General features: G+C 68.5%; 12 protein-coding genes. 5 read left to right on the top strand and 7 right to left on the bottom strand.

The genetic code is table 11. The features are described 5' to 3' along the window. Window positions 1-11: 11 nt before the first annotated feature. Window positions 12-1,280 carry an Hsp70 family protein gene (locus ACNA0R_RS18610; protein WP_415827525.1) on the top strand — a complete coding sequence of 423 codons (1,269 nt, stop codon included), beginning with the start codon at window positions 12-14 and terminating at the stop codon, window positions 1,278-1,280. Between the two features lie 115 nt (window positions 1,281-1,395). On the opposite strand, the gene ACNA0R_RS18605 is transcribed toward ACNA0R_RS18610, so the two are convergent. Then, window positions 1,396-2,370 (bottom strand): Bug family tripartite tricarboxylate transporter substrate binding protein, encoded by a 975-nt coding sequence (locus tag ACNA0R_RS18605; protein WP_415827524.1) that lies wholly within the window; start codon window positions 2,368-2,370, stop codon window positions 1,396-1,398. A 181-nt stretch (window positions 2,371-2,551) separates the two neighbouring features. Here ACNA0R_RS18605 and ACNA0R_RS18600 point away from each other — a divergent pair, with 181 nt between their 5' ends. Continuing rightward, complete coding sequence (locus tag ACNA0R_RS18600; RefSeq protein ID WP_415827523.1) at window positions 2,552-3,304, top strand: class I SAM-dependent methyltransferase; 753 nt, start codon at window positions 2,552-2,554, stop codon at window positions 3,302-3,304. Here ACNA0R_RS18600 and ACNA0R_RS18595 read toward each other — a convergent pair. From ACNA0R_RS18595 to ACNA0R_RS18575, 5 genes are all read right to left on the bottom strand, one after another. Continuing rightward, complete coding sequence (locus ACNA0R_RS18595) at window positions 3,301-4,053, bottom strand: TerC family protein (protein WP_415827522.1); 753 nt, start codon at window positions 4,051-4,053, stop codon at window positions 3,301-3,303. The two genes, ACNA0R_RS18600 and ACNA0R_RS18595, sit on opposite strands and share 4 nt — an antisense overlap. A 118-nt stretch (window positions 4,054-4,171) precedes the next feature. Then, the gene (locus ACNA0R_RS18590; protein ID WP_415827521.1) at window positions 4,172-9,439 is read right to left on the bottom strand and encodes an autotransporter domain-containing protein; all 5,268 of its coding nucleotides are present in this window, start codon (window positions 9,437-9,439) and stop codon (window positions 4,172-4,174) included. A gap of 82 nt (window positions 9,440-9,521) precedes the next feature. Continuing rightward, window positions 9,522-9,955 (bottom strand): ESPR domain-containing protein (locus ACNA0R_RS18585; protein ID WP_415827520.1); only part of this gene is annotated, 434 nt, incomplete at its 3' end. Window positions 9,956-10,026: 71 nt separating this feature from the next. Then, entirely contained in the window at window positions 10,027-11,883 is a 1,857-nt protein-coding gene (locus tag ACNA0R_RS18580; protein ID WP_415827519.1) for a sensor histidine kinase, read from the bottom strand. Beyond that, complete coding sequence (locus ACNA0R_RS18575) at window positions 11,880-12,617, bottom strand: response regulator (RefSeq protein WP_415827518.1); 738 nt, start codon at window positions 12,615-12,617, stop codon at window positions 11,880-11,882. The genes ACNA0R_RS18580 and ACNA0R_RS18575 overlap by 4 nt, the downstream gene beginning before the upstream one ends. 137 nt (window positions 12,618-12,754) lie before the next feature. Between ACNA0R_RS18575 and ACNA0R_RS18570 the strand changes: the two genes are divergently transcribed. Both ACNA0R_RS18570 and dbpA read left to right on the top strand, forming a co-directional pair. After that, the gene (locus tag ACNA0R_RS18570; RefSeq protein ID WP_415827517.1) at window positions 12,755-14,668 is read left to right on the top strand and encodes a B12-binding domain-containing radical SAM protein; all 1,914 of its coding nucleotides are present in this window, start codon (window positions 12,755-12,757) and stop codon (window positions 14,666-14,668) included. A gap of 3 nt (window positions 14,669-14,671) precedes the next feature. Continuing rightward, entirely contained in the window at window positions 14,672-16,060 is a 1,389-nt protein-coding gene (gene dbpA, locus ACNA0R_RS18565) for an ATP-dependent RNA helicase DbpA (RefSeq protein WP_415827516.1), read from the top strand. Between the two features lie 25 nt (window positions 16,061-16,085). Here the strand turns inward: dbpA and ACNA0R_RS18560 are convergent, their stop codons facing one another. Then, on the bottom strand, window positions 16,086-17,555 hold the full coding sequence (locus tag ACNA0R_RS18560; protein WP_415827515.1) for an aminotransferase-like domain-containing protein: 1,470 nt from the start codon (window positions 17,553-17,555) through the stop codon (window positions 16,086-16,088). 105 nt (window positions 17,556-17,660) lie between these two features. Here ACNA0R_RS18560 and ACNA0R_RS18555 point away from each other — a divergent pair, with 105 nt between their 5' ends. After that, the gene (locus ACNA0R_RS18555; RefSeq protein ID WP_415827574.1) at window positions 17,661-18,956 is read left to right on the top strand and encodes a hydroxymethylglutaryl-CoA reductase, degradative; all 1,296 of its coding nucleotides are present in this window, start codon (window positions 17,661-17,663) and stop codon (window positions 18,954-18,956) included. Window positions 18,957-19,121: the final 165 nt, after the last annotated feature.

Here is a 19,121-nt window from a genome sequence, read left to right as displayed (position 1 = left end):
GCTCGCATTTCATGAACACTTCCCTACCCGCCGTCGCCTGCGGCATCGACTTCGGCACGTCCAATTCCGCGGTAGGCTGGCGGCGCCCTGGCGCCGCGCCGCTGCTGCCGCTCGAAGACGGCCAGCCCACCATACCTTCGGCCATCTTCTTCCATGAGGAAGACACGACGATCAGCTATGGCCGCGCCGCGCTGGAGGACTATCTGGCCGGCTACGAAGGGCGCCTGATGCGCGCCATGAAGAATCTGCTGGGCAGCTCGCTGATCGATGGCCATACCGAAATCCGCGGGCGCGGCGTTCCCTTCCGTGTGCTGCTGACCCACTTTATCGCCCAGCTGAAGACACGCGCCGAGCAGGCCGCGGAACGCAGCTTCACGTCGGTGGTCATGGGCCGGCCGGCGTTTTTCGTCGACGGCGACGAAGCAGCCGATCGAAGCGCGCAGGACACCCTGGGCGAGATCGCCGCGGCGGTCGGCTTCGAGCACGTCGCCTTCCAATACGAGCCGCTTGCGGCGGCATTCGATTACGAGTCGCAGATCAGCCGCGAGGAATTGGTGCTGGTGGTGGACATCGGCGGCGGCACTTCCGATTTCTCCCTGATCCGGCTGGGCCCCGAGCGCGCCGGCAAGCCGGACCGCAAGCAGGACATTCTGGCCCACGGCGGCGTGCATATCGGCGGCGGCGACTTCGACCGGCATTTGAACCTGGCCGCCTTCATGCCGCTGCTGGGGCTGGGCAGCAAGCTGCGCAACGGCAAGGACGTGCCGTCCACGCAATATTCCAATCTTGCGTCATGGCACACCATCAACTTCGCCTATACCAACAAGGCCCAGGAAACGCTGTCCTACATCCGCGCCAACGCCGCGGAGCGCGATAAGGTCGAGCTGCTGCTCAAGCTCGTCAAGGAGCGCGCCGGCCATTGGCTGTCGCTGCAGGTGGAAAAGGCCAAGATCGACTTGTCGGACGCGCCGCGCACGGAAGCCAGCCTGGACCGCATCGCGCCGGGCCGCACGCTGGCGATCACGCGGCCGGAGCTGGATCACGCGACGGCGCCGCTGATCTCCCGCATCGAAAGCACCGTGGCGGCCCTGCTGCGGGACGCCACGGTGGACCGTGCGGCGATCGATACGGTGTTCTTTACCGGCGGCTCCAGCCGGGTTTCCTGCCTGCGCGAACGCATCGCGGCGCTGTTGCCCGACGCGCGCAGCGTGGAAGGCGACCTGTTCGGCAGCATCGGGGCCGGCCTGGCGCTGGATGCCGCCCGCAAGTTCGGCTATTGAAGTAGTGAAGTATTGAAGTAACGAAGCGCGCGTGGCGGCGCGGTTGCCGACGTACATCGGCGACTCAAGCCCCTCGCATGGCGCCGGGTCGCGCCACGCGAGGGCTTGGCGCCGACTAGTTCGCGCTAATGTCGCGCGCCTTGACCAGTTCGCCCCAGCGATGGCGCTCCTGGTCCTCGAACTTCGCCAGCTCCCTGCCTGTCAGCTGCCCCGGGACCGCGCCCACGGAGCGGAACTGCTCCTTCACCGCATCGGTCTGCAGCGCCTGCATGGCGGCGGTGATGAGCTTGTCCCGCACGGCCCCTGGAATGCCGGCCGGCGCGTACAGGGCAAACCATGCCGTTACGTCCATCTTGCCGATCCCGCTCTCCGACACCGTCGGCACGTCGGGCAGCGACGGCGATCGTTCGGCGCTGGTGACGGCCAGGGCGCGCACCCGCGTGCCATCCTTCAGCTGGCCCAGCGTGCTGGGCAGGTTATCCAGCAGCACGTCGATCTGTCCGCCGATCAGCGCCGGCATCGACGCGGCGACGCCGCGGAACGGCACGTGCAGCATCTCTATGCCGGCGATGTGTTCCAGGTAAGCGCCCGTCAGGTGCACCGACGAGCCCACGCCCGGCGAGCCGTACGTCATTGGCTTGCCCTTGCTGCCCTTGGCGTACGCGACCAGGTCCTTCATCGACTTCAGCTGGGAATCCGCGCGCACGACGATCACATTGGGGGTGGTGAACACCAGCGCCAGCGGCGTGAAGTCCTTGGCCGGATCGTAGGGCATATCCTTGTAGATGAATTCGTTGATGGCCTGCGTGCCTATGGTGCCCATCCCTATCGTGTAGCCATCCGGCTGCGCACGCTTGACCAGGCCCATGCCGATGTTTCCGCCCGCGCCGGCACGGTTGTCCACGATCAGCGGCTGGCCGAGGAAAGGCGCCATCGCCTGCGCCACCGTGCGCGCGGCGATGTCGGTCGTCCCACCCGCGGGGTACGGCACGATCAGCGTGACGGGTCTTTCCGGGTACTCGGCCGCGGAAACCCCACCAGCCATGGTCGTCGCGATCGCGCAAGCAGCCACCAACAGAGTGAACCTCATCGTCTAGTCTCCTTATTGGAATAAGCGTGGCCCGACGGTCCCGCTTTGGCCACGGCCTAGCTTAGCCGCTAGCCATCACATCGCGCCACTGAAGCGCGCCGCCGCGGTTGCGGCAATCGACTCCAGGCATTAAGGTCTACCGGACGCCGGCGCATGTCGGCCACTGATTGGAGCCTGAACCGTGAAACCCGCCGTTGTACTGCTCGCCGCCGCCGGCTTCGCGCTGGCGTCCTGTGCCCAGCCGCCTCGCCAGCAAACGAATACCGCGATCAGCGCCGCGCTGGCGTCCGCTGATCGTCCCGCCTCGGACGTGGAGCGCGACGCCGCGCGCAAGCCGGCGGACTTGATGGCTTTCGCCGGCATCAAGCCGGGGGATCGCGTCGCGGACCTGATCCCGGGCGGCGGCTACTTCACGCGCATCTTCAGCAAGACCGTCGGCCCCGCCGGCCACGTCTATGCCGTCGTGCCACAGGAGTTCCTGAAGATAGCGCCCAAGTCGCTAGCCACGGCGCAAGCCATCCCGACGGCCGCATACACCAACGTCAGCGTCAGCAGCCAGCCTTTGGCGGCGCTATCCTTTCCCGAACCGCTGGACGTCGCCTGGACTTCCGACAACTACCACGACGTCTACGGCTTCGCCGGCCCCGCGGCCGCCGCGCAGCTCGACGCCGCGGTGTACCGGGCCCTGAAGCCCGGCGGCACCTTCATCGTGGTCGACCACGTCGCCAACGCGGGCAGCAGCGATACGAGCGCGCACACCCTGCACCGCATCGACCCGGAAACCGTCAAGCAGCAAGCCCTGGCCGCGGGCTTCCGGCTGGAGGCCGAAAGCAGCGTGCTGCGCAATCCACAAGACCCGCATGACGCGCCGGTGTTCGCGCCCGCGGTGCGCGGCCACACCGATCAATTCGTGCTCAAGTTCCGCAAGCCCTAGCCCGTCGTCTTCGCGCCACGCCGCGCTTTCGCCCGGCGTGCCATCAGGTTCAAGCCTTCGATCAGCGCCGAGAATGCCATGGCCGCGTAGATGTAGCCCTTGGGCACATGGGCGCCGAAACCCTCGGCGATCAGCGTCATGCCTATCATCAGCAGGAAACCCAGGGCCAGCATCACGACGGTGGGATTGCGCTGGATGAAGCGCGCCAGCGGATCGGCGGCCAGCAGCATGACCAGCACCGCGACGATGACGGCGATGAACATGATGGGGATGTGCTCGGTCATCCCCACCGCGGTGATGATGCTGTCGATGGAGAACACCAGATCCAGCAGCAGAATCTGGCCGATGGCCGCCGCAAAGCCTATCGTGGCCGCCTTGCCCTCGAACATGTCGCCGCCCGGGTCCGGGTCGACGTGGTGATGGATTTCCTTGGTGGCTTTCCACACCAGGAACAGGCCGCCCGCGATCAGGATGAGGTCGCGCCAGGAAATGCCGCGCCCGAAGATCTCGAACAAGGGCTGGGTAAGCTGCACGATGAAGGCCACCGTGCCAAGCAGACCCAGGCGCAGGATCAGCGCCAGCCCGATGCCGATGCGCCGGCCGCGCGCCTGCTGCGACGCCGGCAGCTTGTTCGTCAGTATCGATATAAAGATCAGGTTGTCGATGCCGAGTACGACTTCCATCGCAATCAGTGTCGCCAGGGCGATCCAGGCGGCAGGATCCTGGGTCAGCGATAACACATAGTCCATACGCGCTCTCCCGCTGGTCCGGCGCCCGCGCGCCGTCGCGACCATCATACGGGCATACGGACGCGGGGAATGGCTCGACGCGCTGTACGGCAATTGCCTGGCCGCGGACAGCACGGCGCTAGAACCGCCACCGCACTTCGGCCATCCCTGCATTCTGCCGGTTGCCGCCGCCGAACTGGCCGGCATAGGTCAGCGCCAAGGTGGTACGCCGGCCCATGGCAAGGTCGGCGCCGGCTTCCAGCACAGCGGCGTCCCGCGCCACGGGCGCGCCCGTGACAGTGAACGACTGGCTGCCGTCGAAGGCCAGCGTGGTACGCGGATCGACGTCCCCATAGGTATGCCGCCATCCCACCGTCGCCCGCAACCGCGCCTGGGTACGGCCGAGCTCGACCTCGGTCCGCGCATGCACGCCCAGCGTACTGGAGGCGAGCTGGTTGCGCGCCGCGTCCCCGTTCAGGGCGGCGTCGCCGCCCGACTCCGAAAATGCGCGCGTGCGCAGGTCGCTGTAGTCGACACCCACATACGGTTCGAGCGCCGCCTTCGCGCCCAGCGGCAGCGCATAACCGAGCTCGCCGAAAACCTGGGCGGTGCTCGCGCCATAGTGGGCTTTCAGCGTTTCGCCCACGCCGGCGGCATCGACGTCGCGCTGGGTACTCAACCGATGCCAGCTATAGGCGGCGCCCGCGCTCAGATGAACACGTCCAGGCCCCGCGTCGAATGCCTTGCCGCCATAGACCACGGCGCTGTAGCTGTCGGCGTCCGCGGTCGAGTCCAGGCCTTCCACGCTGCTGTGGCTGTGCGTATAGCCCAGCGCCCCCCCCATCCGCCAGCCGCCGCCCACGGCGTGATCGCCGCCGACGAACAGTCCGCCGTCGGATTGGCTTACCTTGCCGGCATCGTTCCCGCCCGCCAGCCTGCCCCAATTGCCGAATACCTGCGCCCACATCGGTTGCGCCGCCGACGAAGGCAGCGCGGACGCGTCGCCCATGCCCAACTGCGCGATGGCGGGCCCCGGCATCCGGCCGGCGTCCAGGTTGGCGCGCAGCCGCGTCATGGGCATATTGGCGACATTGCCGGCCACCCCGATCAGCGTCGACATCGCGCTGGCATGCGCCTCTCCCGAGAGCGAGTCGAAAACGGCGGCGGGCGCGCCGGCGGGCAAGTTCAATACGCGCGAGTACAGCGCACTGCTTGCCGGCAGGCTTTGCAAGGCCCTGGCGACGGCGCGCTGGTTGCCCGTGGCGGCCGCGTCATCGAAACGGATGGGCCGCGTTCCGCCGCCGGAACCGCCGTCATCGCCTCCACCGGGCTGGCCCGCGACCTGCTTGAGGCGGATCGTCAGGTCAACGTCATTGGCGTCATATGCCAGGGCCGGCTCCAGGAAAGCGAAATTGCTGGACACCGCGTCGAAGGCGCCGTGCACGCCGCCGTCCGCGGTCAGGATCCGGTATGTGCTGGACGCGGCATAGCTGCCGTCGGGTCCCACGTGCACCACCGACCCGGCCAGTTGCGCCGCCCCGGTCACGTGCACGAAGGTGCTGGCGGCCGTGCCGCCCGCCGTACCCGCCGCCGGGCCGGCCTGGACGCGGTAAGTACTTCCCGGCAGAAAGGCCAGATCGCCGTTGACCGTCAACGTGCCCTTGGGCGTCGTGGCATTGCCGGGCGCCAATGTCCCGCCCCCCGCGACTACGGTCGTGCCCACGGTACCGGTTCCGGCCAGCACCGCGCCGCTGGCGACCGACAGCGTACCGCCCAGGCTGCCGTCCACCGTCAGGGTCCCTGCCGATACGGACGTCAGCCCGGCGAAGCCCGCGCTGTCGCCCGCCAGTGTCAGGTTGCCCGCGCCGGCCTGGCGCAAGGCGCCGCCGCCCGATAGTACGCCGCCGTAGGCCAGGTCGTCGCTCCGCATGAAAACCAGAGCGCCCTCGTCCAGGACGTCGCCACGAATGCTGCCGGCCTGGCCGCCCGCGCCCACCTGCACCGTGCCGCCGGCGATGACCGTGCCGCCCGCGTAGCTGTTCTCGCCCAGCAGCACCAGCGTGCCCGCGCCGGTCTTGGTCAGGCCGCCGTTTCCGCTCATGGCCTGGACGATGGTGGTGTCGCTGCCGTGCGTGTCGAGCGTACCGCCGCCTGCATTCAGGGTGATGGCGCGCGAGCCGGCCAGATCAAAGGGTGCGTCCCAGCGCAGCGTGCCGCCATCGAAACTCAGGCCGCCCGTCGCCGCGCCCAGCTTGTCGTCGGCCGACACCGCCACGACGCCGCCATCGATCGCCGTACCGCCCTGATAGGCATTCGAGGCAACCAGGGTCAGCGTGCCCGGACCGGTCTTGGTCAGTCCGCCGGGTCCCTGTACCGTGCCGGCCAGCGCCAGATCGCCGTCGGTCTGAAAGACCCCGCCGCCCGCCCGCAGGTTGACTGGACGCGCCGTCGCGAAAGCCGTCGTGGTATGCAGCGTGCCGCCATTGAAGGTAAGCGCGCCGGACAGCGCGCCCAGATTGCCGTCGCCCGCCACTTGCACGGTGCCGCCGGCCAGCACCGTGCCGCCGGCATAGGTATTGGCGCCGGACAGCACCAGCGTGCCGGCCTCGGTTTTCGTAATGCCACCGGCCCCGGCGATGGCGGCGGCGATGGTCGCCCGGTCCGCCAGTACGCGAATTTCCGCGTTGCCGTCGGCATTGGCCGAGCCGTCGACCTGCAGCGTGCCCGGACCGCTCAAGGTATAGCCGTTGTCGACGAATTGCAGGCCCTGGAAGGACTGCGCGCCCTGTACCGCGATCGTCCCGCCCTGGCTGCCGCCGTCCTTGAACACCGCGACCTTGCCGGCCCAGGCCGCGGGCACGTCGCCATTCTCATTGGCCCAGGACAGCGACGCGCCATCCCAGTTGCCGCTGCCGCCCTGCCACTGCTGCAGCATGTCGGAACCCGGCGACCCGATGGCGAGATCGACATGGCCATTGCCCGCCAGCACCTCGTACGCCGCGATCGACGACGGCATGGCGCTCGCATCCACCTGCAGGCCCAGGTCGTCCAGCACCCCGCCATAGGTGAACAGGCGGTAGTACCCCGCGGCCGCCGTGCCATCGGCGGGCACGGTGCTGGGCGACAGGTCAAGGACGCCGTCCAGCGTCAAATTGCGCAGGACCGCGACGCGGCTGCTCGCTCCCCCGGCGGGATTGGCCGACGTGCCGCCGCTGCCCAGCGCATACGCCAGCCGCGATTGCGCCGATAAGGCCAGGTCGCCCTGCACGCCCAGCGTGCCGCCCTGGTCGCCCGGCGCCAGCGTGCCGCCGTCCGCGATCACCGTGGTCCCGACCGTCCCGTTGCCGGCGAGGGTGGCGCCATTGCGCACCGTTACGGGATTGGCGGCGCCCAGATTCGAGTTCGCGACCAGCGTGCCGCCGGCGATGTCGATACCGCTGCTGTTCACCACGTAGGCGTCGGACAGGACCAAACGGCCCGGACCGGTCTTGCTCAGGCTGGAAACGTCCAGCGCGCCGCTGAAGTCCCCTTGCGCCACGCTCAGCGCATAGCCTTGCAGCGTCCCGCCGCCCTGCAGGTTGTTGACCGTGAGCCCGCTGGGTGTCTGGCTTATCAGGGCGCCGCCGCCGTCGATGGACAGCGTGCCGAGCGTCGCGAGGCCGGTATCGAAAACGCTGTTGCCGCGCAGCGTCACGCCTTGCCCGATTTCGATGGCCGACGTGGCGACCACGCCCATCGTGGTGGGCGACTCCAGCAGTTCCGTCGCCGTGTCCGCCGTGAAGCGCGCAGTGGCGCCCGGGCCCATCAACAGCGAACCGTTGTGGGCGAAGGGGTCGGGACCGGCGATGTGGACAGTACCGGTAGTGCCCCCGCTGAAAGCCAACATCTGGTTGAAGGCGCCCTGGCCCACCGCGAGCGTGCCGCCCCCGAGCATGACCGATTGGACGCGCAGCTGGCTGGCGGAGGCGACCTCCAGTGTGCCCTGATTGACTTCGATGCCGCCCAGCGGGCTGAGGCCGCCGAGCGTAAGCCGCCCGGCCCCCTGCTTGATCAAGGGCCCGGTGCCGCTGATGTCGCCGGGAAAAGTCGCGTTCCCCGCATAATCGACGACGAGTTGGCCGTCCAGGTTGATGGCAGAGGGCGACGGTGTAACGGCCGCGTCGCCGATGCCCAAGCGCAGGGTACCGCCCTGGACGTCCAGGGCGCCGGTGAATGCCATATCGCCAGCCAGCGTCAGCGTGCCGCCCCCGGCCTTCGTCAGCTTGGCGCTTCCGCTGACCGGCGCATTGATCGTGGCGGCAAAACCGTTGGTGTCCAGCGTGCTGTCACCCGTCACCGACACCTGGCGCGAGGCCGCCATGCCGAAGGCCGCGTTCCAGCGCAAAGTGCCCCCGGACAAGGTCAGCGTGCTGGCGGGAGTGCCCAGGCTGGCTTCCTGTGAAACGGCCAGCGTGCCGCCGGCGATCGTCCACGGCGTGGCCTTGGTCGCCACGCCGGTCAAGGTCCACGTGCTGGCGCCGGTCTTGGAATAGTTGATAAAACCCTGGTACTGCGCGCCGCTGCCCACCGCCCCCAGTTGCGACACATCGAAGACGGTGCTGGCGTCGGTGGTATCGCCGCCCAGGCGCAGGGCATCCACGCCCAGGTGGCTGACCACGTTGCCCGTGATCCGCGAGCCGGCGTCCAGGATCAACAGGTTGCCCGAGTTCAGGAAGTCGATGGCGTTGGCCCGGCCAGCCTGCGGCGAGCCTTGCCCGCCGATGATGACGCCGGCGTTCTCCACCACGGTATTGCCCATGCCGATGACCCCAGGCCCGCCCGCGGCCGCGCCGGGTATCGGCGACTGGCCGACCGAGCCCGCATCGCCCCCGATGACGGTGCCGCTGTTGCCCAGCGTCGCGCCGCTGGGCAGCACCACGCCGGCTCCGCCGCCGCCAGGCAAAGGATAGGTCCCGAAGGTTCCGCTGGACGCCGTTCCGCCGCCGTTGCCGCCGCCCGTTCCGCCGCTGTCGCCCGCCGGCCCGGCGGGCCGGCCACCGCTCACGCTCAGCCCGCCGCCGCCGGCCGCTCCCCCATTACCGCCGAGTATGGTGCCCGCATTCAACACACGGCTGTTGGCGGTCGCCAGCACGCCGGCGCCGCCCCCGCCGCCCGAACCGGCAATCCCGAACGACGTGAACGCCGCCGCGTCGCCACCGGCTCCGCCCGCGCCGCCGCCGATCGTGTATCCGCCGGGGACTGTCAGGGTCAGGCCCGTGCCGCTCATCAGGATGCCGGCTCCGCCGCCACCCCCGCCGCCGGCGCCGCCGTCGCCGTCCGCCGTGCTGGCACCCTGCCCGCCCTTGCCGCCGACCACATCGCTGGAAACGGTGTAGGTGTCGTTCGGGAAGGCGCCTTGCTGCAACATGAAAGCCAGGCCGCCACCGCCGCCACCGCCGCCGCCCATCGTGCCCATCGGGGCCGTGGTGGCGGCGCTGCCTGCCCCGCCNCCGCCGCCGACGCCATGATCCTGCAATCCGCCGCCGCCGCCGCCGTCTCCCCCGGTCATGACGCCATTGCCGCCCAGCCCGCCGCTGCCGGCCGCGCCCTGCCCCTGCTGGCCAGCAGTTTGGCCCGAAGGATCGGCCACTCCGCCGTCGTTAGCGCTGTCCCCGGTGGTACGGCTGCTGCCCGCGCCCGCGCTGGTGACATCGCCGCCCGCGCCGCCGTCGCCACCGTCGACCCCCAGGATCGGCGCCGCCTGCCCATGCGCCGGCGTGCCGGCCAGCATCGCGGCCAGCACGCCGGCCATGGCTGCCGCACCGAGCCGCCCGGCCCGGCGGACCGCCGCGGGAGAACCGGACCGGCCGCCGCGCGCGGTCTCGGGCGCGACCTGCCACTTGCCTTGCGCGGCGTTCCAGATAAGGCGATAGATGCGGTTCATGTAGGGATCGGGCCGGCCAGTGGAAAACGCGGCGATTCTAGGGAAGAGCCGCCTGCCGCACATCCCCAGTTTCAGGTAGGCGCGCCTTCCATCGGCAGACGCAGGCGCACGCTGGTGCCGGCCGCGCCGCTCTCCACGACCAGGGCGCCGCCGAGCTTCTCCGCCCGTGCCCGCATGCCGCGCATGCCGTGCGCGCCGCCGGGGATGGCGACCCCGTCCGGGCCGCCATCCCCATGCAGGCCGCTTCCATCGTCGCTTACGGACAATGTCACCGCCGCTTGTTCCAACTGCGCGGCGATCCGTATCGTCCGCGGCGCGGCGTGCCGGACGGCATTGTTCACCGCTTCCTGGATTACCCGCAGCACGGATAGCGCGGCATCCGGCCCCATGCCAGGCAGCTTGGGCAGCGGCTGCACGTCCCACTCCAGCCGCACGCCCATGGCGCGCAGCCGCGGCTCCAGGCGAAAGCGCAGGTTCGCCAGCAGCGGCTGCAGGTCGGCGTCCTGGGCATCGAGCGAATCGATGATCAGCCGCAGGTCCTGCAGGGTGTCTTCCAACGAGCGCACCAGTTCCACGCGATCGGCATCGGGACGACGCGCGATGTGCAAGGCCGCCACCAGGTTCGATCCCATGCCGTCATGCATGTCCTGCAGGATGCGCTCGCGTTCCGTCGCGATTGCGGCCTGCTGGGCGACGGCGGCTTCCTCCCGGTCCAGGATGAAACGTTCGGCGAAGACGAACAGCAGCACCACGCAGAACGGCACCGCTCCCGCGATGCTCCAGCGGAAGCTGTCCCAATGCAGCCAGTCCATGAGGATCAGGTATGACTGCACGATAGTCACCCACCAGATGAGCGCGGACAGCGCCAGCGCGGCGTATTTGGGCGACCGCAAGCGCCACGCGCGCCACAGCAGCAGGCCGATCACGACCAGCCGCGCCAGCACGTGCGGCCAGGTCCACAGCCAGAGGCGATCGTCGGCCATGCCGGCGGCGCCCGCCGCCAGCACGGCCAGCAGCGTCAGCGCGCCGAGCGCGTGCCATGCCGGCAGGAAACCGCGCAACCGGAACTCCGACATCCGGTAGCCCACCACGCACAGCACCCAGTACATGACGGTCGTGATCACGATGCGCGTGATCTCCTGCGTGCCCCGGCTCACCGGCAGGTCCAATGCCAGATACGAGGCCGCGGCCAGCACTCCCGCCAGCATGCCGAACTGGATGACGTGCGTACGCCGCTGCCGGCGGACGTGGGCCACCAGAAAGCACAGCGCCGCGCCCATCACCACCAGCACGCCGTACGGCACACCGACCTGAAGCACATAGCGCAGCCGCCAGCTCCCATCCACATACCCGGGCGGCGCGATGGTGATCGCGGAGATTCCGCTGCGGATATGAGTGCTGCCTTGCAGCCGGACGGCAAGGATATTCTCGCCCGCGCGGAACAGGCCGGAAGGCAACACCAGCCGCACGGGCGCATCGCTCATGGCGGAACCCATGGCCCGCGGCGTGTCGAAACGCACGCCGGGATTCAGCAGCGACCCGTTCAGCCAGAATTCCGCGGCCAGCGAAACATGGGGCACATAGAGGATCAGCGGCCGGACCGGGGGCGCCGCAAGCCTGAACGGCGCGACATACCAGGCATAGCCGTCCAACCCGGGATGAGTGCGGCGCCAGTTATCCGGCAATGCGAGCTCGATGCCGCCCGCGGCTGGCGGAGCGGCTGAATCGCCGGCCTGGAACCATGCGCGGTCCAGCCGCAGCACCGGGTCATTGCCGGCCGCCTCCATGGACGCGGCCGGCGTACCGTTCGCGGCCGCGCTGGCGGCGGTCGCCGCGCCATCCGCCACGGCGGGGCTTGCCGCACCCGCGGCCCAGCCGGACACGGCGCAGCAGCAAAGCAGGATGGCGGCTACCCAGCGCTTGCTCAAGGGATGAATCCCTTTCGACGCGCGGCATTCACGACTTCGACGCGATTGCGCACCATGAGTTTGCCGTAGATGCTTTTGATATGCGTCGAAACGGTGTGCCCCGACAGGCCCAGGCGCGTCGCCGTCTCGGCCGTCGAATATCCCAGTGCGATATGCCGCAGGATATCCGTCTCGCGCGGCGTCAGCGATTCGGCGCCCAGGGCGGCCGCCGGCGCCGCGGCCCGCCGGCCCGGATCCGTCGGCCCGATCGCGGCCCCGCCGGTAGCGGCGGCTTGACGGCGGCCTGGGTCGGGCGCGAAACGCTTCAGCAGGTAGCGCGCGATTTGCGGCGACAAGGGCGCGCCGCCCGCGTGTACCGCGAGCAGTGAACGCGCGAAGTCGTCCAGCGTCGTGTCCTTGAGCAGATAGCCCCGCGCGCCCGCCTCGATGGCGCGCACCACGTGCGCCTCGTCACCGAATACCGTGCTGACCAGCACGGCGATGTCCGGCGCGGTCTCGCGCAGCATCGCGATCAGGTCGCAGCCATCGCCGTCGGGCAATCCCAGATCGACGATGGCTATGTCGCAGGACGCGGACGCCAATTGGCGCCGGGCCTCCGCCAGGGTGGACACGCTGCCGGCCAGCGCCAGCTCCGGATGCGCGCCGATCATGCGTTCGAATTCCGGGCGCAGCAGGGCATCGTCTTCGACGACGAAAACCCGGACCCGCCGGCGATCAGGATGCGAGGACGCCATGGCGCGGGATTTTATCGCTCGCGCACCTCGACACGGAACCGCTCACCGGCCGGGGCGCCGGGCTGCCTATAATCCCTGCTTATCGTTGCCGTCCGCCCGCGTCCGGCCGCCGTCCCGCCGTCCCTTTGCCGCGCCCCATGTCCGCTCCGCCTTTGCGCGTGCTGTCCGTCATCCCGCCGATGACGCAGTTGAATACGCCTTATCCCTCCACCGCCTACCTGACCGGTTTTTTACGGTCACGTGACGTGCCATCGTTCCAGGAAGACCTGGCCCTGGCGCTCGTCCTGCGGCTGCTGTCGCCCGACGGCCTGCGCGCCATTGCGGCGCGCATCGAGGCGCTGCCGGCGCAGGACCATAGCGCGGCCGTCCAGGCCTTCGTCGCGCAACAGCCGCGCTACCTGGCCACCATAGGCCCGGTCATCGCCTTCCTGCAGGGCCGGGACGCTACGCTGGCCCACCGTATCGTGGGCCGCAACTATCTGCCGGAAGGTCCGCGATTCAACTCCCTGGACGTCTACATCGATGAAGAAGGCGGCGATCCCCTGGGCTGGGCGTTCGGCGCCCTGGGCCTGCAGGATCGCGCCAAGCACCTGGCCACGCTGTACCTGAACGACCTTGCCGACGTGGTGCGCGATGCGGTCGACGAGCGCTTCGAGTTCGTGCGCTACGCCGAATCGCTGGCCGGCAGCCAGCCCACTTTCGATCCGTTGGCCCAGGCGCTGGCGGCCTCGCCGAATCTGGTGGACGACACGCTGCGCGACCTGACGCTGGAAGCGCTGGCGCGCCATGCGCCTACGATGGTGCTGCTGTCGGTGCCCTTCCCCGGCGCGGTCTATGCGGCCTTCCGCATCGCGCAGACGATCAAGGCCCGGGATCCCGGCATCGTGACCGTGCTGGGCGGCGGCTTCGTCAACACCGAACTACGCGAGTTGAAGGACCCGCGCGTGTTCGACTATTTCGACTATGTCACGCTGGATGCCGGCGAACGTCCTTTGCTGGCCTTGCTGGACCACGTGCAAGGCAAGCGTTCACGACAACGCCTGGTGCGCACCTTCCTGCGCGACGCCGATACGGGCGCCGTACGCTACGTGAACATGGTGGAGCCCGATGTGGCGTTCGCGGAAGTCGGCACGCCGACCTGGGACGGGCTGCCGCTGGACCGCTATCTGTCGCTGCTGGACATGCTCAACCCCATGCACCGCCTGTGGAGCGACGGGCGCTGGAACAAGCTGACGGTCGCGCACGGCTGCTATTGGAAGAAATGCAGCTTCTGCGACATCAGCCTGGACTACATCGACCGTTACGAAGGGGCATCCGCCACGGTGCTGGCGGATCGCATCGAATCCATCGTGCGCGAGACCTCGCAGACCGGCTTCCACTTCGTCGATGAAGCGGCGCCCCCGAAGTCGCTGAAGGCCCTCGCGACCGAATTGATCGCGCGCAACACCGGGATTTCGTGGTGGGGCAACATCCGCTTCGAAAAGACCTTCACGCCGGAGCTGTGCGAACTGCTGGCCGACAGCGGCTGCATCGCCGTATCGGGCGGTTTGGAAGTCGCGTCCGACCGCCTGCTGAAGCTGATGAAGAAAGGCGTTTCCATCGACCAGGTGGCGCGGGTAACGCGCGCGTTCACCGATGCGGGCATCCTCGTGCATGCCTACCTGATGTACGGCTTTCCCACCCAGACCGTGCAGGATACGGTCGATGCGCTGGAATATGTGCGCCAACTGTTCGAGAACGGTTGCATCCAGAGCGGATTCTTCCATCGCTTTGCGTGCACGGTGCATTCGCCGGTCGGCAAGCATCCCGAGGAATACGGCGTAACCTTGCAAGCTCTGCCGCCGGTGTCCTTCGCCAAGAACGACATCGGCTTCCATGATCCGACGGGCGTGGACCACGACAGGTTGGGCAAAGGCTTGAAAAAGGCGATCTACAACTACATGCACGGCATCGGCCTGGACGAGGACGTGCGCAGCTGGTTCCCCTTCAAAGTGCCACGCACGACCGTGGCGCGCAATCGCATCGAACGGGCCTTGAGCCAACGGGGATAATCCGTGAACGACATTGCATTCTCGACGCTGCCCCTGCAGCCCACCCTGCTGGACAACCTGCAAAGCCTGGGTTTCGCGCGGATGACGCCCATCCAGGCGCAAAGCCTGCCCATCATTCTGGAAGGCCGCGACCTGATCGCCCAGGCCAAGACCGGCAGCGGCAAGACCGCGGCATTCGGCCTGGGCCTGCTGCAGAAACTGGACACCGCCCGCCTGGTCCCGCAAGCGCTGGTCGTATGCCCCACCCGCGAGCTGGCCGACCAGGTGGCCCAGGAACTGCGCCGGCTGGCCAGGCTGATCCCCAATGTGAAAGTATTGACGCTATGCGGCGGCGCCGCCGCCCGCCCCCAGGCGGAATCGCTGGCCCGTGGCACGCATCTGGTCGTGGGCACGCCCGGCCGCATCAAGGACCACCTGGAGCGCGGAAGCCTGGACCTGTCCGCCCTTCAGACGCTGGTGCTCGACGAAGCGGACCGCATGGTCGACATGGGCTTCCACGACGACATCGTCGCCATCGCCGCGCATTGCCCGGCCAAGCGCCAGACCCTGCTCTTTTCCGCCACCTACCCCGACAATATCCGCAAGCTCAGCGCCCGCTTCCTGCGCAATCCCGCCGAAATCAAGGTGGAGACGCAGCATGACGCCAGCCGCATCGAACAGATTTTCTACGAGGTGGACGAAGGGGAACGCCTGGACGCCGTAGTCTCTCTGCTGGCCCACTTCCGCCCCGCGTCCACGCTGGCATTCTGCAATACCAAGATCCGCAGCCACGACCTGGTGGAGCGCCTGCAGGCGGCCGGCATCAGTGCGCAGGCGCTCAACGGCGACCTGGAGCAGCGCGAGCGCGATGAAATCCTGATCCAGTTCGCCAACCAGAGCTGCGCCGTGCTGGTGGCCACCGACGTGGCCGCCCGCGGATTGGATATCCAGAGCCTGGGCGCGGTCATCAATGTGGACGTGACCAAGGACACCGAAGTCCACGTCCACCGCATCGGCCGCGGCGGCCGCGGGGAACAGAAAGGGCTGGCGCTCAGCCTGTGTTCGCCGGAGGAAATGCGCTGGGCCAATCTCATAGAGGAATACCAGGGGACTCCGCTGAAATGGGGCGACCTGAAAGCGCTGCGGCCCAAATCAGACCGCCCCTTGCGCGCGCCCATGGTCACCTTGTGCATACAGGGCGGCAAGAAAGACAAGCTGCGCCCGGGGGACCTGGTGGGCGCCCTGACCGGCGATGGCGGCCTGGATTTCGAGCAGGTCGGCAAGATCAACATTACCGAGTTCAATGCCTATGTGGCCTTGAACCGGCAGATCGCCAAGCAGGCCTACGCGCGGCTCTCCGGCAGCAATATCAAGGGCCGCAGGTTCCGCATGCGCTTCCTGGAAGAGTTCTGACCGGTCCGGCCCCCGCAAAGGGCCGTCATCGCGGCCGCGCGCGCATTGCGATGCGAAAGCGCTCATCCACCAGCGCGCCGACATTGCACCGTGACCATCGCGACACCTGCTCCGCGTCGACGCTGAACACCCGTCCCGGCGCGAGCAGGATTTTCTCCGGCATCAGTTCGCGCGCCAGCGCCACCGTATCGTCGATGCCGGGAAAGGCCGACCAGAGATAAAGCGAACTCGCCGGTCGCGCGAAGACCTCGGCGCCCAGTTCGTCAAGCACCTGCAGCGCTTGCGCGGTTGCCGCCTCCAGCCGGCGGCGCAGGCGGAACAGGTGGCGTTCGTAGTGGCCCTCGCGCAGCATGACGTCGACCATGCGCTCGCAGTACTCCGAGCTGCTGACATGCACCAGCGCCTTCAGGTCGGCCAGATCACTGGCCAGCGCCGTATTGCAGGCGATGAACCCGACCCGCAGCGCCGCCGAGAACGACTTGGAAAAGCTGCCGATGTAGATGGTGCCCGCCAACTGGTCCAGCGCCGCCAGGCGCACGGCCGAGGTCGGCTTGAAGTCCGCCAGCGGGTCGTTTTCCACGACCATCACGCCATGCGCCTGGCACAACTGCAGCACGCGATAGGCCTTGGCTGCCGAGATGTCCGAGCCGGTGGGATTGTGCGCCAGCGACTGCGTGAAAAACAGCCTGGGCTTTTCGCGCGCCAACAGGCGCTCCAGCACCGCGACGTCCGGCCCGTCGGGCAGGCGCGGCACGCCCAGCATGCGGGCGCCCGCCAGCTTCAGCTTGCCGAACAGCGGGTAATAGCCGGGATCGTCGACCAGCACGGCGGCTCCGGGCGGCACGAAATAACGGATGACGACATCCATGGCCTCGTTGGCGCCATGGGTCAGCACCAGCTGCGACGGCGAAGCATGCACGCCGATGTCGCCCAGCTTGCGCACCAGGCTTTCGCGCAACGGCGCGTAGCCGAAGCGGCTGCCATAACGGAACAGGCTGCCCAGGCCGGTGCGCACCACCTTCTGGTGATAGCGGTCCATGCGCATATCGGCCAGCCATTCCACGGGCGGGAAGCCGTCGCCGACGGCCACCGCGTCCGGCTGGGTCTTGAGCTGCTCGCGCATCAGCCAGACGATGTCCATGGCGCGGCTCAGCTGGCCTGATTCTTCTTCCGCCGGCTTGCGCACGTAGTGGCGGTCCGCCACGTAGAAGCCGGAGCCGCGCCGCGGTTCGACCAGCCCCTGTGCCACCAGTATCTCGAAGGCGACGACGACGGTGTTCTTGGCGTAGCGGTGCAACTGCGCGACTTCGCGCAGCGAAGGCAGCTTGTCGCCGGCGCGGTAGACGCCATCGGCGATCTGCTGCCCGATCAACCGGGCCAGACCCTCGGCGATCGGGGCGCCGCGTCCGCCGCGCGGCTCGCGCGCTTCGCGCGGCGCGCGACGTACCTGCCCTTTGCTGCTGTCGTCCGTGGCCACGATTCCAGGCGCATCCATTCAAAATTGGTGCAGTGCGATGGTACTGTTTGCCCAAACTGTACCTGTCAACGGCGGTACAGTTTACCTAGCATCGACCCGTTGATTCCCAAACGGAGCATTTCCATCGTGGTCGATTCGCGCCTTTCCAATTTCCGCGCCCTGTCTCCCTCCGAACGGCTGCAGGCCATCGTCGGCGCCGTCGGCCTCAGCGACGAAGAAAAGCAGGCGCTGGCCCGGCCGGGCGCGCTGGCGCTGGATCGCGCCGACGGCATGATCGAGAACGTCATCGGCACTTTCGAGCTGCCGATGGGCGTCGCCGCCAATTTCCAGGTGAACGGCCGCGACGTGCTGGTGCCCATGGCGGTCGAGGAACCTTCGGTCGTCGCCGCGGCATCCTACATGGCCAAGCTGGCCCGCGAATGCGGCGGCTTCGAGACCTCCAGCACCGCGCCCGTGATGCGCGCGCAGATACAGATCCTGGGCCTGACCGATCCGCAGGGCGCGCGCCTGGCGCTGCTGCGTGAAAAGGAGCGCATCCTGGCGCTGGCCAACAGCCGCGACAAGGTGCTGATCGAGCTGGGCGGCGGCTGCCGCGATATCGAAATCCATATCTTCCCGGACACGCCGCGCGGCCCCATGGCGGTCGTGCATCTGATCGTCGATGTGCGCGACGCGATGGGCGCCAACACGGTCAACACCATGGCCGAAGCCGTGGCCCCGCTGGTGGAGGAAATCACCGGCGGTTCGGTGCGGCTGCGTATCCTGTCCAATCTGGCGGACCTGCGCCTGGCGCGCGCCCGGGTGCGCCTGACGCCCGCGGCGCTCGCCACCAGGGAACGCAGCGGCGAGGAAATCATCGAAGGCATTCTCGACGCCTGGGCCTTCGCCGCGGTCGATCCTTATCGGGCCGCCACCCACAACAAAGGCATCATGAACGGCATCGATCCCGTCGTCGTCGCCACCGGCAACGACTGGCGCGCGATTGAAGCCGGCGCGCACGCCTATGCCGCGCGGACGGGACGCTATACCTCGCTGACCGCCTGGGAAAAGGATGCTTCCGGCGCGCTGGTCGGCTCCATCGAAATGCCCATGGCCCTGGGACTGGTGGGCGGCGCCACCAAGACCCATCCGCTGGCGCGGATCGCCCTGAAGATATTGGCGGTACGCTCGGCGCAGGAATTGGCGGAAATCGCGGTCGCCGTCGGCCTGGCGCAGAACCTGGGCGCCCTGCGCGCCCTGGCCACCGAAGGCATACAGCGCGGCCACATGGCGCTGCATGCCCGCAATATCGCGCTGACGGCGGGCGCGAGCGGCCAGGAAGTGGATACCATCGCACGCCGGATGGCCGAAGAAAAAGATGTGCGCACGGATCGCGCCCTCGCTTTGCTGAAAGCGCTGCGCGGGCAGCAACCGACGTAAGGGCAGGCGCGGGCGGCGCCGTCCGGGCGCCTTGGATACGGCGCCGGGCGGGCGGCCGGCGACCGGACCGCCGGAACGTCCGCGCGGACCGCGCCCCCCGCAAAAGAAGGCGACCGGTCATGGCTACCCATGACCGGCCGCGACAAAAGAAGGAGGAGACCAACC

It is taken from the genome of Bordetella sputigena (assembly GCF_965137885.1).
Lineage (GTDB): Bacteria > Pseudomonadota > Gammaproteobacteria > Burkholderiales > Burkholderiaceae_B > Bordetella_C > Bordetella_C sputigena.
Note: the sequence above shows the minus strand (reverse complement) of the source record. Positions and strands in the feature narration are given on the sequence as shown.